The organism is Streptomyces sp. NPDC093085 (assembly GCF_040683935.1).
Taxonomy (GTDB): domain Bacteria; phylum Actinomycetota; class Actinomycetes; order Streptomycetales; family Streptomycetaceae; genus Streptomyces.
On record NZ_JBFBFB010000003.1, the window covers coordinates 466,474 to 480,355 of the forward strand.

At 72.1% G+C, this 13,882-nt stretch carries 10 protein-coding genes; 8 read left to right on the top strand and 2 right to left on the bottom strand.

The genetic code is table 11. The features are described from left to right. Positions 1-24: 24 nt before the first annotated feature. A complete protein-coding gene (locus tag AB0O07_RS12820; protein ID WP_365631200.1) occupies positions 25-1,668 on the bottom strand; it encodes an HtaA domain-containing protein in 1,644 nt (547 codons plus the stop codon). A 180-nt stretch (positions 1,669-1,848) separates the two neighbouring features. On the opposite strand from AB0O07_RS12820, the gene AB0O07_RS12825 reads away from it, so the two are divergent. The 7 genes from AB0O07_RS12825 to AB0O07_RS12855 all read left to right on the top strand — a co-directional run bounded on the left by AB0O07_RS12825 (position 1,849) and on the right by AB0O07_RS12855 (position 10,003). Further along, positions 1,849-2,892, top strand: a complete 1,044-nt coding sequence (locus AB0O07_RS12825) for an ABC transporter substrate-binding protein (RefSeq protein ID WP_365631202.1) — start codon at positions 1,849-1,851, stop codon at positions 2,890-2,892. 16 nt (positions 2,893-2,908) lie between these two features. Beyond that, positions 2,909-4,162 (top strand): iron ABC transporter permease, encoded by a 1,254-nt coding sequence (locus AB0O07_RS12830; protein WP_365631204.1) that lies wholly within the window; start codon positions 2,909-2,911, stop codon positions 4,160-4,162. A 53-nt stretch (positions 4,163-4,215) separates the two neighbouring features. After that, entirely contained in the window at positions 4,216-5,043 is an 828-nt protein-coding gene (locus AB0O07_RS12835) for a heme ABC transporter ATP-binding protein (RefSeq protein ID WP_365631580.1), read from the top strand. 280 nt (positions 5,044-5,323) lie between these two features. Next, positions 5,324-6,544 carry an iron uptake system protein EfeO gene (gene efeO / locus AB0O07_RS12840; protein WP_365631205.1) on the top strand — a complete coding sequence of 407 codons (1,221 nt, stop codon included), beginning with the start codon at positions 5,324-5,326 and terminating at the stop codon, positions 6,542-6,544. 13 nt (positions 6,545-6,557) lie between these two features. After that, entirely contained in the window at positions 6,558-7,916 is a 1,359-nt protein-coding gene (gene efeB / locus AB0O07_RS12845; protein WP_365631207.1) for an iron uptake transporter deferrochelatase/peroxidase subunit, read from the top strand. 79 nt (positions 7,917-7,995) lie between these two features. Next, entirely contained in the window at positions 7,996-8,850 is an 855-nt protein-coding gene (efeU, locus tag AB0O07_RS12850) for an iron uptake transporter permease EfeU (RefSeq protein ID WP_365631582.1), read from the top strand. A gap of 205 nt (positions 8,851-9,055) precedes the next feature. Further along, positions 9,056-10,003, top strand: a complete 948-nt coding sequence (locus AB0O07_RS12855; RefSeq protein ID WP_365631209.1) for a hypothetical protein — start codon at positions 9,056-9,058, stop codon at positions 10,001-10,003. 195 nt (positions 10,004-10,198) lie between these two features. Here AB0O07_RS12855 and AB0O07_RS12860 read toward each other — a convergent pair whose 3' ends face one another. Then, on the bottom strand, positions 10,199-10,996 hold the full coding sequence (locus AB0O07_RS12860) for a bifunctional DNA primase/polymerase (protein WP_365631211.1): 798 nt from the start codon (positions 10,994-10,996) through the stop codon (positions 10,199-10,201). 810 nt (positions 10,997-11,806) lie between these two features. Between AB0O07_RS12860 and ddaH the strand changes: the two genes are divergently transcribed. After that, the gene (ddaH, locus tag AB0O07_RS12865; protein WP_365631213.1) at positions 11,807-12,628 is read left to right on the top strand and encodes a dimethylargininase; all 822 of its coding nucleotides are present in this window, start codon (positions 11,807-11,809) and stop codon (positions 12,626-12,628) included. The last annotated feature ends 1,254 nt before the right edge of the window (positions 12,629-13,882 follow it).

Consider the following 13,882-nt stretch of genomic DNA (forward strand, 5'->3'; position numbering starts at 1 on the left):
GACGGCCGCACCGCCGGTCAGCCGTCAGGAAGAGTTCGAGTCGTTCGGGTTGTTCGCGCCGTTCGGGCCGCCGGAGTTGTTCTCGCCGTTCGGGCCTGCGGAATCGGCGGAGCCCGGTGCGGAGGACGGCGAGGCCGATTCCGCCGCACCCGCACCCGCACCCGCCGTCGCCCCCGCCCGCCGCTTCCGCGCCACGACGACCGCGAGCCCGGCGGCCGCCACCGCCCCCGCCCCGATCGCCGCGTACGCCCCGGCCCCGAGGGACCCGGAGGACGACGACGTGGCGGCCGGACCGGCCCCGTCCACGGAGGGGCTGGGGGTGGGCGTGGACGGGGCCGTCGGAGTGGCGGAGGGGGCGCCGGAATCCGTGTCGGTGCCCAGGTCGGGGAGGGCCGGAAGCTTCGCCTTCGCGTCGACGGTGACGGCGAGCGAGACGGGGTCCATCGCGGTACCGGCCGGGTAGAGCGAGCCGAGGCTCTTCGCCCCCTCGGCGGTCAGTTCGGCGGGCGCCTCGGTGAGGGCCGCCAGGCCGTCCTTCGGGGTGAAGTCCGGGGCGTCGAAGGTGACGAGGGGCACGGCCTTGCGGGGCGGGCTGCCCTCGGCCGCGTCGGTGACATCGGCGGAGAGGGTGCCCTTGCCGTCCTTGACGGTCACCCCGACCTTGCCCAGGGTCAGGTCGAGGTGGGTGCCGGTGAAGCGGAGGGTGCCCGCGAAGGTGGCGTCCAGGGTGCCCTTCTTCGGGTCGTACGAGCCCTTCCCGCCCGGGAACCGGAAGAGCGCGCCGCCGTCCTGGGCGCCGTCGCCCAGGGTCCACTTGCCGTTGGCGACGGGCCCGGTGACGTACTCGCGGTACGTGCGCCGCACCCCCCAGTCGACGGCCGCGTCCCGGAACTCGCCCTGCCCCGGGGAGTTCTCCGGGGACGCCTCCGGGGACTTCTCCCCCGGCGCGGCGGACTTCTCCCCGCTGCCACCACTGCCACTACTGCCACCGCTGCCGCTGCCGCTCCCCCCGCCGGCGACGACATCCACGGAGAGGCTGACCGGATCGAGTTCGGTACCGGCCGTGTAGTACCCGGCGAAGGCCGTCGCGCCCTGCGAGGTGAGCGTGGCCGGAATGTTGCTCAGCCCGATGGGTGAGGAGCCCCCGCGCATGTTGACGCCGGAGAGATTCAGGGAGGCGAACGGAACCTGGCTCGACGTCGTGACCTTCCCCGAGCCCTTCGCCTTGCTGACCATGTCGGCGTAGAGGGTGGCGCCGCCACCGGTGATCCGGACGGTGGGGCGCGAGAGGGTGAGGTCGAGTTCGTACGTACCGTCGGACTTCTGGTGCCCGACGAACCGTACGCCGCCCGAGAACCCGGCCCGGAAGGCACCGCTGTCAGGGTCGTACGCCCCGGTCGCCGAGTGGAAGCGGAACTGGCTCCCGACGGTGGCCGCGCCCCCGGTGAGGCTCCAACTCCCTTGCGCGATGGGCCCGGTGACATAGGCGAGGAAGGATGATTTGATGCCCCAGTCCAGCCTGCCGCCCTGCACCGTACGCTCCGCCGCCTGCGCGACACCGGCACCGATACCGGACCCGGCACCGGCCGGGAGCAGCACGGGTGCCGACGCCAGCGCGAGCGCCATCAGCAGAGTGCTGAAGGCGCGTACGAATCTGAAGGTAGGCATTCGGGTCACTTCGGGTCACTCCCGCGTCTGGACGCTCGACACACGCCACGTGAAACACCCCCGGGCCTGGTAACCGAGGTAAGGCTAACCTAAGCTATTTCCGACCTGTGCCGGAACCCTCCCGCCACAGAAGCCTCGATACCCGATGTACCGGAAGCGGAAAGAAGGACGGTGCGCTCCGTGCCCAGATCTCGCCTGTCGCGCCTGACGGGTGCGCTCGTCCCCGCGCTGGCCCTCGCCCTCGCCGCCACGCTCACCGGCTGCGGCGGAAGCGGTACGGAGCCCCCCGCCACCCCGTCAGGCGGCTCCGGTTCCGCCTCCGGCTCCGGCGCGGCCGACCGGGTGGAGCCCCTGGCGACGGCGCCCGAGCCGCGTCTCCCGGTCACCGTCGGCTCGGCGGACGGCCGGAAGGTGACCGTCACCTCCGCCGACCGGATCGTGCCGCTGACCGGCTCCCTGAGCGAGATCGTCTTCTCGCTCGGCCTCGGCACGCGGGTCGTGGCCCGCGACATCACCGCGACGTTCGAACAGGCCGCGGAACTCCCGGTGGTGACGCGCGCCCACGACGTCTCCGCCGAGGGCGTCCTCGCCCTCAAGCCGACCCTGGTCCTGGCGGACACCACCACGGGCCCGGCGGAGGCCGTCGACCAGATCAGGGCGGCGGGCATCCCGCTCCTCGTGGTCGAACCGGCGAAGAGCCTCGCGGACGTCGGCCGCCGGATCGACACGGTGGCCGGGGCGCTGGGGGTCACGGCGGCGGGCAAGGAGCTGAAGGAGCGCACGGAGGCCCGGATCACGGCCGTACAGAAGGAGATCCCGCGGCAGAAGGAGGAGAAGTCCGAGCCGCGCGTGGCGTTCCTGTACGTACGCGGCTCCGCCTCCGTCTATCTGATCGGCGGCGCCGACTCCGGCGCCGTATCGCTGCTGGAGGCGGCCGGCGCGGTCGACGCGGGCAAGGAGTCGGGGCTCACCAAGGACTTCACCCCGATCACCAGCGAGGCCCTGGCGAAGGCGGCCCCGGACGCGATCCTGGTGATGACGAAGGGCCTCGCGTCGGTGGGCGGCGTGGACGGCCTGGTGAAGATCCCGGGCGTGGCGGAGACCCCGGCGGGGATGGACCGCAGGGTCATCATGGTGGAGGACGGGGTGCTGCTGAACTACGGCCCGCGCACGGACGAGGTACTGAGGTCCATCGTCGGCCAGCTCTACGCGGGCGAGAAGTGACGGGGCGGCAGAACCGGTGACGACCAGCCCGACGGCGCAGACTCCGGAGGCTCCCCCTCCCGGCACTCCTTCCGCCAATCCGCCCGCCACTCCTCCCAGCACTTCTCCCGCCCAACAGCCGCACCCCGATCGCGCAGCTCCCTCCGACCCCCCAGCCCCCTCCGATTCCCAGGCTCCCTCCGACCCCCCAGCCCCCTCCGACCCCCCAGCTCCCCCCGATCCCCCCGGCCGCCCCCGCCGCCTCCCCGGCACCACCACCCTCCTCACCATCACCCTCCTCGCCGCCCTCGCCCTCCTCTGCCTCCTCTCCGCCGGGATCGGCGCGTACCCCATCCCCCTCGGGGACGTACTCGCCTCCCTCCAGCACCATCTGGGCCTCGGCGGCGCGCCGCTCGACCGGGTCGGCGAGAGCGTCCTGTGGAACGTACGGCTCCCCCGCGTCGTCCTCGCCCTGCTGGTCGGCGCCTCGCTCGGCTGCGCGGGCGCGCTGATGCAGGGCGTGTTCGGCAACCCGCTCGCCGAGCCCGGCGTCATCGGCATCTCGTCCGGCGCGGCGGTCGGCGCGGTCGCCTCGATCGCGCTGGGGCTCACCCTCTTCGGCAACTGGACGGTGACCGTCTGCGCGTTCGTCGCCGGGCTCGCGACCGTCCTGCTGGTGTACGCGCTGTCGCGCTCGGGCGGCCGTACGGAGGTGGTGACCCTCATCCTCACCGGGATCGCGGTGAACGCCTTCGCGGGGGCGCTGATCGGCCTGTTCATCTTCTTCGCGGACAACGCGCAGATCACCCAGATCACCTTCTGGCAGCTCGGTTCGCTCGCCCAGGCGACCTGGCCGAAGGTGCTCGCCGTACTCCCGTGCGCCCTCGTCGGGCTGGCGGTGGCGCCGCTCTGGGCCCGGAAGCTCGACCTGCTCGCGCTCGGCGAACGCCCCGCCCGTCACCTGGGCGTGGACGTGGAGCGGCTCCGCATCCTGCTGGTGCTGGTGGTCGCGCTGCTCACGGCGGCGGCGGTCGCGGTGGCCGGGATCATCACGTTCGTGGGCCTGCTCGTGCCGCACCTGCTCCGCATGGCGAACGGCCCCGGGCACCGCTTCCTCATCCCGGGCAGCGCGCTCGGCGGGGCGCTGGTGCTGCTCGCGGGCGACCTGGCGGCCCGCACGGTCGCTGCCCCCGCCGAGCTGCCGCTGGGGGTGCTGACGGCGCTGTTCGGCAGCCCGTTCTTCTTCTGGCTGCTGCGCAGGACCCGTCGCAAGCAAGGAGGCTGGGCATGAGCAGGTTCCCGCGCACCACGATCGGCACCACGATCGGCACCACCCTCACCAGCATGTTCACCCCCCGAGCCCGCTCCCGTGCCCTCCCCGCCCCCGCGTCCCCCGGCACCCCGGTGGCCGAAGCGACCGCCCTCCACGTCCGCCTGGGCGGGCGCGCCGTCCTCTCCGGCATCGACCTGGTGGCGCGCGCCGGCGAGGTGGTCGCCCTGGTCGGCCCGAACGGGGCGGGGAAGTCCACCCTGCTCGCCGCCCTCGCCGCCGACCTCCCCGCCGAGCAGGGGACGGTACGGATCGACGGCCGCCCGGCCCCCGCCTGGTCCCCGCCCGAACTCGCCCTGCGCCGCGCGGTGCTGCCCCAGGCCGCGACGCTCTCGTTCCCCTTCCCGGTGGGTGAGGTGGTACGGATGGGACGCGCGCCCTGGGCCGGCACGGCGCGGGAGGACGAGGACGACGCGGCGGTCGCCGCCGCGATGGCCGCCACCGAGGTGACGGCCTTCGCCGCCCGCCCCTTCTCCGCGCTCTCCGGCGGCGAACGCGCCCGTGTCGCCCTGGCGAGGGTCCTCGCCCAGCGCGCCCCGCTCCTCCTCCTGGACGAACCGACGGCCGCGCTCGACCTCCGCCACCAGGAACTCGTCCTGCGGATCTGCCGCGAGCGCGCCGAGGCGGGCGACGCGGTCGTCGTGGTCCTGCACGACCTGGGCCTGGCGGCGGCGTACGCGGACCGTACGGCCGTCCTCCACGACGGCCGGATCGCGGCGGAGGGCCCGCCCCGGGAGGTCTTCCGGGACGAGCTGCTGAGCCGGGTCTACCGCCAGCCGGTGGAGGTACTGCCGCACCCGCGCACGGGCGTCCCCCTGATCGTCCCGGAGCGAACACGCTGAGCCCGCCCCCCCACCATCACCATCACCGCCCCCACCACCGTCCCCACCGTCCCCGGCCCCCCGTCTCCCTTCCCCGACGACCCTCTTGGGCTCCCCTTTGCCTAGCCGTGGGGAGCCCCTGAACCCCCTGTGACCTGCTCGTATCCGGACACCACCGAACCGGCTGAGTGAGAGCTGAATCACTGGACGTGAGCGCCCTACTGAGGTAAGCCTCAGTTAAGTTAGCCGCGCCGCACTCCGTGACAATCTCCCCCTTTCGCCGCCCTCAGTGGAGCCCCGTATGCGACCTGTCCGCCTTCCCTCCGTCATCGCCACCGCCACGGTGGTGGCCCTGGCCGCCGTCACGGGATGCGCCGAGAAAAGCGACACCAAGGGCGGCGGATCCGGGGGCGCGGGCTCCGTCCAGGTCACGGCGAAGGACGACGCCTGCGAGATCTCCAAGAAGGAGTTCCCCGCCGGCCATCTCGAACTGGCCGTCGAGAACAAGGGCTCCAAGGTCACCGAGGTCTATGTCCTCTTCCCTGACGACCGGATCGTCACCGAGCGCGAGAACATCGGCCCCGGCACGAAGGCGAAGATCACCGCGGAGGTGAAGGCGGGTTCGTACGAGATCGCCTGCAAGCCCGGGATGAAGGGCGACGGCATCCGCCAGAAGATCACGGTGACCGGCGGCACGGCGACGAGGCGGAGCCCGGAGATGGACGCCGCGGTGGCCTCGTACCGCAAGTACGTGCAGGAGCAGGCCGATCAGACGCTGCCGAAGGTCAAGGTCTTCACCGACGCGGTACGCGCCGGGGACCTGGCGGCGGCGAAGAAGGCGTACGCGCCCTCGCGCATCGGCTGGGAGCGTACGGAACCGGTGGCCGAGTCCTTCGGCGACATCGACCCGAAGGTGGACACCCGCGCGGACGGCCTGGAGCCCGGCCAGAAGTGGACCGGCTGGCACCGCCTGGAGAAGGAACTCTGGGCGGACAAGAAGCTCGGCCCGGACGCGAAGGCGCTCGCCGACGCGCTCGACAAGGACCTGCTGGACTGGCAGAAGCGGGTGGGCCGGGCCGAGATCACCCCGACGTCCATGGCCAACGGCGCGAAGGAACTCCTCGACGAGGTGGCCGCAGGCAAGGTCACCGGCGAGGAGGAACGGTACAGCCACACCGACCTGGTCGACTTCCAGGCCAATGTGGAGGGCGCGGAGCGCTCGTACGAGCTGCTGAAGCCGGTGGCGGTGAAGAACGACAAGGCGCTGGTGACGGAGTTGGACAAGCAGTTCGCTGCGCTGAACGGGCTGCTGGACAAGTACCGCACGGGCAGCGGCACTAACTCCTCGGACTCGTCCGCCTCCCCCGACTCCACGGACTCGGCGGACTCGGCGGACTCGGCGGACTCGTACGAGTTCATGTCGTACGACAAGGTCGGCAAGGCCGAGCGCAAGGAACTGTCCGACGGCGTCAACGCCCTGGCCGAGCCGCTCTCGAAGCTGGCCGCGGCCGTGGTGAAGTAAGCGAAGCGCCCCCATGCCGGACATCAACTCCACACCAACGGACACCACCCCCACCCCTCCTCTTCCCTCCTCCTCCCCCTCACCTTCTCCTTCTCCCTCCCCCTCACCTTCTCCCTCTTCCTCCCCCTCTCCTTCTCCCTCCCGCCGCGCCCTCCTCGGCTGGGGCGGTGCCGGCCTGGCGCTGGGGGCCGTGGCGGCAGGAGGCACCGTCGCGGCGGTACGGGCCGGAGAGCGCACCCCGGGCCCCGAGGAGTCGGGGGAGGCGGCGGGCGCGGCCGTGGCGTTCCACGGGGCGCACCAGGCGGGGATCGCCACGCCCGTACAGGACCGGCTGCACTTCGCCGCGTTCGACGTGACGACGGAGGACCGGGCCGAGCTGATCCAGTTGCTGAAGGACTGGACGCGGGCCGCCGAGCGGATGACGGCGGGGCACGGGGTCGGCGGGGGCGCGTACGGGGGCCTGCCCGAGGCGCCGCCGGACGACACCGGCGAGGCCCTGGGCCTCCCGCCCTCCCGCCTCACGCTCACGGTGGGCTTCGGCCCCGCCCTCTTCCGCGAGAAAGCGGGCTTCGGCCTCGCCGCACACCGCCCCGCCGCCCTCGTCGACCTCCCGAAGTTCCCGGGCGACAACCTCGACCCGGCGCGCGGCGGCGGCGACCTCTGCGTGCAAGCCTGCGCCGACGACCCCCAGGTAGCCGTCCACGCCATCCGCAACCTCGCCAGGATCGGCTTCGGCAAGGTGGCCGTGCGCTGGTCCCAGCTCGGCTTCGGCAAGACGTCGTCCACGACCCCGGGCGCCCAGACCCCGCGTAACCTCTTCGGCTTCAAGGACGGCACCAGCAATATCGCGGGCACCGAGACGGCCGCGCTCGACCGGCACGTATGGGTGGGCGGGAAGGAGGGCCCGGCATGGCTGGCCGGGGGCTCGTATCTGGTCGCGCGCCGGATCGCGATGCGGATCGAGAGCTGGGACCGTACCTCGCTCCAGGAGCAGGAGGATGTCTTCGGCCGCGACAAGAAGGAGGGCGCGGCGGTGGGCAAGGCCCACGAGCACGACCCGCCCAGCCTCCGCGCGATGCTGCCGACCTCGCACGTACGGCTGGCGCACCCCGACTCCCACCACGGGGTGCGGATGCTGCGCCGGGGCTACTCGTTCACGGACGGTACGGACGGCCTGGGCCGGCTGGACGCGGGCCTGTTCTTCCTGGCGTACCAGCGGGACGTGCGGGACGCGTTCATCCCCGTACAGCAGGCGCTGGCGCGCTCTGACGCGCTCAACGAGTACATCCAGCACGTGGGTTCCGCGGTCTTCGCGATCCCGCCGGGTGTACGGGACGGTTCCGACTGGTGGGGCCGGGCCTTGTTCACGTAAGCCCACCCGAGCCCACCGCACCCCGCCCCACCCCTATGACGTGTTCCACCCCTATGACGTGTTCCAGAAGGAGTCCGGCGTGTTCGGCAACTATCTGATCGGCCTGCGGGAGGGCCTGGAGGCCAGTCTCGTCGTCTGCATCCTCATCGCGTACCTCGTGAAGACGGAGCGCCGCGACGCGCTGCGCCCCGTCTGGATCGGCATCACGGTCGCCGTGGTCCTGGCCCTCGCCTTCGGCTTCGGCCTCGAATTCGGCTCCCAGGAGCTGACGTTCGAGGCGCAGGAGGGGCTGGGCGGCTCGCTGTCGATCATCGCGGTCGGCCTGGTGACGTGGATGGTGTTCTGGATGCGGCGCACGGCACGCCACCTCAAGGCGGAGCTGGGCGCGAAGCTGGACGCGGCGCTGCGCATGGGGACGGGCGCGCTGGTGGCGACGGCGTTCCTGGCGGTGGGCCGGGAGGGGCTGGAGACGGCGCTCTTCGTCTGGGCGTCGGTGAGGGCGTCCTCGGACGGTACGCACGGCCCCCTGATCGGGGTGACGCTCGGCATCGCCACGGCGGTCCTCCTCGGCTGGCTCTTCTACCGGGGCGCGCTGAGGATCAATCTGGCCAAGTTCTTCACGTGGACCGGCGGGATGCTGGTGGTCGTGGCGGCCGGGGTGCTCGCGTACGGGGTCCACGATCTCCAGGAGGCGGGGTTCGTGGGCGGCCTGTCGGACAAGGCGTTCGACATCAGTGACACGGTGCCGCCGGACAGTTGGTACGGCACGCTCCTGAAGGGCGTGCTCAACTTCCAGCCGGACCCGACGGTCCTTCAGGTAACCGTCTGGTTCCTGTATCTGGTCCCGGTCCTCGCACTGTTCCTGGCCCCGGTAGGGTGGCGATCCGTTCGTACAGGTCGTACGAGTCGTACGGGTCGTGCGGGTCTTGAGTAGGAACAGCGGCAGGTAGCACGGCGCCTGCGGCAGGGGCCAAGGGGAGCAGAGGCGGCCGATGAGCAGGCTGGTAGGGCCGATTCGGGTTCGGCTTCGGGATCGGGATCGGCTTCGGAATCTGGATCGCCTTCGGGATCGGCTTCGGGATCGCCTTCGGGATCGGAAGACGTTCCGGGCTCGCCGGACGGCGGCGGCGCTCGCGGCGGTGACGGTGCTGTCGCTGACGGCGAGCGGCTGCGTGACCGTACACGGCGAGCTGGCGGTGCTGCCGTCGGCGGACCGGGGCGAGGCCGCGCGGGCGCTGAAGGACTTCACAGAGGCGTACAACGCGGCGGACAAGGCGTACGACCCGGGGCTCGACGCGGACCGGGTGACCGGCGCGCTCGGCGCGATCAACCAGGCGGGCCTGAAGGCGCGTTCCGTCACCTCCCCGAACGGGAACCCTCAGCATCAGCCGCTGGAGCTGTCGGACGCGAAGTTCGCGATACCGAAGAAGGCGGGCTGGCCGCGCTGGTTCGTGGCGGACACCCGGAGCAACCGGCAGTCGGCCGGCGGCCAGCAGACCCGCTGGCTCCTGGTGTTCCTGCGCAACGGCCCGGACCAGAAGTGGAAGGTCCCGTATCTCACGATCGTCGCGGCGGACGCGGTCCCGGAGTTCCGTACGGACGACGAGGGCCTGGCCGAGCCGGTGGAGCCGGGCAGCAAGGGCCTGTCGGTGGCGCCGAAGGATCTGAGCGCGGAGTACGCCTCGTACCTGGAGGACGGCGAACCGGGCCACTTCGCGGACGGCCCGCACACCGACGCGCTGCGCGAGGAGCGCAAGAAGAAGGAGCGGCTGCGGGGCCTGTCCACGCAGTACATCGACCAGGCGGTCAGCAGCGGCGACTTCGAACCGCTGGGTCTGGCGACGGAGGACGGCGGTGCGCTGGTCTTCTTCACGACGCGGTACTTCGAGCGGCTGACGGGCGCGAAGGGCGTGAAGCCGGAGGTCAGCAAGGACGTGCAGGCGCTGACGACGGGTGAGGTGACGAGCACCCTCACGAAGGAGTGGGTCTCCAGCCAGGCGGTCCTGGTCCCGGCGGCGGACGCGGGCGACCAGAGGGTGACCGTGGCGGGCCGCTTGCAGGGGGTTGTGGCGGCGAAGGGCTCGTAGCGGGGCGTGGCTCGCGGGCCGTAGCAGGGTGCCGGGGTGTGCGGGGCCGGTCCGGTCGTACGGTACGGACCCGACGACGCCCCCCGAGTCCCTCCCTCTTCCTCTTCCTCCCCTTCCCCCAACTCCCCATAGGCCCTCTCGCCCCCCATGGGCCCCACGCCCGCAACGCCCCCCATGGGCGGCCAGGTCTGCCGCTCAACGCCCCATGGGCCAGGCGACCGCGTGGGGATCCAGCTCGCCGTTCTCCCCCGCGTACCGCGCACACGCGTCGGTGAGGATCTCCAGCAGGGTCAGCGGGTCCGGCAGCGGATGCTCCGGCCCGCGCACCCAGCCGACACCCAGCTCACCGGGGAGCCGGGCGGGCGGTACGAGTACGTAACTGCCCCGGCAGTGCCAGCGCAGCCCCGGGTGCTCGTCCATGGTCTCGGGGTGGCAGTCCAGCTCACAGGGCCACCACTCGTCCTCGTCCTCCGGGGTGCCGCGCGTGGCGGTGAAGAAGAGCATCCGGTCCCCGCCGGAGTCGGCGACGGGGCCGACCTCGATGCCCTGCTCCAGCAGGCGTTCCAGGGCGCTGCGCCCCGCTTCGAGGGGCACGTCGAGAACGTCGTGGACCATCCCGGTCGCGGTGATGAAGTTCGCCTCGGGCTGATTGCGCGCCCAGCGCTCGACCTGGGCCCGGTCGGTGGTGGACTGGGTCTGCCAGGCGAAGGAGATCGGGTGGCGCCCCGGGGTGGGACAGCCGATACGCTCGCAGGAACATCGGTAACCGACCGGGTGGGCGGCGGGCGCGACGGGCATCCCCGCTCCGGCGACGGCGAGCAGCAGCCCTTCCCGGGCCGCGGCGACGGCCTCGGCCCCGCCCGCACCGCCGCCTCCCTTGCCACCCCGGACACCCTTGGTGTTCTTGGTGCCGTTCGTGCTCTTGGGCCGCCTGCGAAGCCACTGGGGAATTTTGCTCTCCGTGCCGTGGAAGCGGCCGAAATCGTCGCCCATCTATCCCCTCACAGTCATGCTCGTCCACCCATGCCCGTCAGCGCGGACTCTTCCCATGGTCGCACCATCCTGCCTCCCGGGCGGCCGTGGTCCCGCACCGGGGAGCATGGGCGGAGGTGGGCTCATCCCCCGCCGTGGCCGTCATCGCGGCTTATGTAGCGATATGAGGCCCAGGGGAGCGCTTCCCGGAAACCCCGGCGGGGTGCGTTTTCCGCCACAGCCGCCCCACATGCCTCGACGCGCCCCCACGCGCCCCCGGAGGGATGAGCGGCCGGCCGGCTCCGGCCCGCCGCGAGGTCCCCTTATTGCGCGCCGCCCACCGAAAGGCACCGCAACCCGAAGAACGACCCGCAGGAACCACCCACGGGAACCCCTAAAGGAAAGTGGAACCCCCAAAGGGAAGTGGACCCCCCAAAGGGAAGTGCCACCCCGACGCCACACGCCCGTAACGCACCGGTTACGTACCGTCCGCGCAGGCCGTCTGACATGCGCGAAGACCACCCGAACGGTGCACGCGCGGAACCCGGCGACGGCGCACCATAACTCACAGCACGACGTACGAACACGCCCCACTGACACGACGCACGAACACGCCCCACCAACGCAACTCACTAACGCAACTCACTAACGCGACCCACGGCATCACTCTCAGCACAACTCTCAGCACAAACTCTCACCACTCTCAGCATGGCTGTCGGCACATACCCCGTGCGCACTGCCTGCCCCGCCCTACCCCGCCCCGCCCCGCCCCGCCCCGCCCCGACGCGCCGACCCGGTGCGAGGGCGGGCCACCCGTAAGGAGCCCCTAAGGTGCCCCGTCCCCGCGTCTCCTCCCCTCGGCACTATCTGATGTGCCCACCCGAGTACTTCAAAGTGACGTATTCGATCAACCCGTGGATGAACCCGGCGAAGCCGGTGGACCAGCGCCTGGCCCTCGTCCAGTGGGAGGACCTGCGTGACCGGTACCGTTCGCTGGGCCACACCGTCTCCGTACTGGAACCGGACCCCGAGCTGCCCGACATGGTGTACGCGGCGAACGGCGCGACCGTGGTGGAGGGCCGCGTCCTGGGGGCGCGCTTCGCGCACGAGGAGCGGCGCGCGGAGGCGGAGGCCCACCTGAACTGGTTCCGGGGACAGGGGTATCCGGAGGTCAGGGAGCCCGTCCACGTCAACGAGGGAGAGGGCGACTTCGCAGTCACGTCCGACTACATCTTGGCCGGCCGGGGCTTCCGCTCCAGCCCGCTGGCGCACGGCGAGGCCCAGGAGTTCTTCGGCCGCCCGGTGATCGGCCTGGACCTGATCGACCCGCGCTACTACCACCTGGACACGGCACTCTGCGTCCTGGACGAGGCGGCCGGGGAGATCATGTACTACCCGGACGCGTTCTCCCCCGGCAGCCGCGCAGTCCTGACCAGGCTCTTCCCCAACGCCCTCCGCGCAGAGGCCGCCGACGCCTCCCGCTTCGGCCTGAACGCGGTCAGCGACGGCCACCACGTCCTCCTCCCCCAGGCCGCGACTGGCCTGTTCGAACCCCTACGCGCCCGGGGTTTCGAACCCATCGGAATGGACCTGGGCGAACTCCTGAAGGGCGGCGGCAGCGTGAAGTGCTGCACGCAGGAGCTGCGGGGGTGAGAAGGCGCCCCAGGGGGGCGACGCGGGGCGCCAACACGGAAGAGGCTGCCACCCGTCCCCCTGCCTCGCCAAAACGCCCCCGTGAGTACGAGGCCAACCAGACCCAGCGGTCAGAACCCACCTGAGGAACCCCGCGTGCGCGGGGGCGACTTCACCACGATCGGCACCGGAACCACGGGGCTCGGAGCATCCCCGCATACGCCGGGCCGACAGGTGACGAGCCGCCGAGGCCATGATGACCGGGGGAGCGTCCCCGCATATGCGGGGTCGATTGGCACGCGGGACCGTGGCCGGTGGAGTGACTGGGGGCACCCCGCACTGTCGGGGACAACTGGATGCGCGTCTCGCAGGAGGCGATCAGGTCCGGTGCATCCCCGCATGCGCGGGGCCGACGTCATCGGCGAGGAAGATCTGCCGATCGACCGGGGAGCATCCCCGCGTGTGCGGGGCGGACGTCCTGTGGCGCAAAGGCGAACGCACCCCCGACGGAGCATCCCCGCATACGCGGGGCCGACGATCCACCCGGCGGGACACCCGGAACCCGGCGGGGAGCATCCCCGCATGCGCGGGGCGGACCCCCGTGGTGCTGCCCTAGTCCTCCAGCGGCCAGGGGGCATCCCCGCATGCGCGGGGCGGACCTCGGTCTGCCCGCCGAAGGTGACCCACCGCCAGGGAGCACCCCTGCGTGCGCGGGGCCGACGCGAGCAGGTGCTGCGCGTCGCCGGATACGTACGGAACATCCCCGCGTGTGCGGGGCCGACTGGCCGGGGTAGCGAGGGTTCCGTACCTGCCGGGGAGCATCCCCGCGCGTGCGGGGCCGACCCGGGGCGGTGCTGGGGCCAGCGCGCGGGGCCGGGAGCATCCCCGCGCGTGCGGGGCCGACCCGGGGCGGTGCTGGGGCCAGCGCGCGGGGCCGGGAGCATCCCCGCGCGTGCGGGGCCGACGCCCCGCAGCAGGTCGCCTCGCTCAGGTTCTACGGAGCATCCCCGCGCGTGCGGGGCCGACGTCGGCGAGGTGGGTGACTACGCCGAGCTGGAGGGAGCATCCCCGCGCGTGCGGGGCCGACACTTGCTGAGCTGGGGGTTTAACCGGGGCAAGTGCCGATTTCGTTTAGTGGCGTTGGGCGGAGACGCTGACCTGCGTCCTGTCGCTGGCGAGCCGAGGGCGTCACCGGTGACCAACTCCTCCATGCCGTCAGGGGTGGCACTTCGAACGCCCACCCAGCGTACAGACCCAGCGGGCATCCCCGCGCCC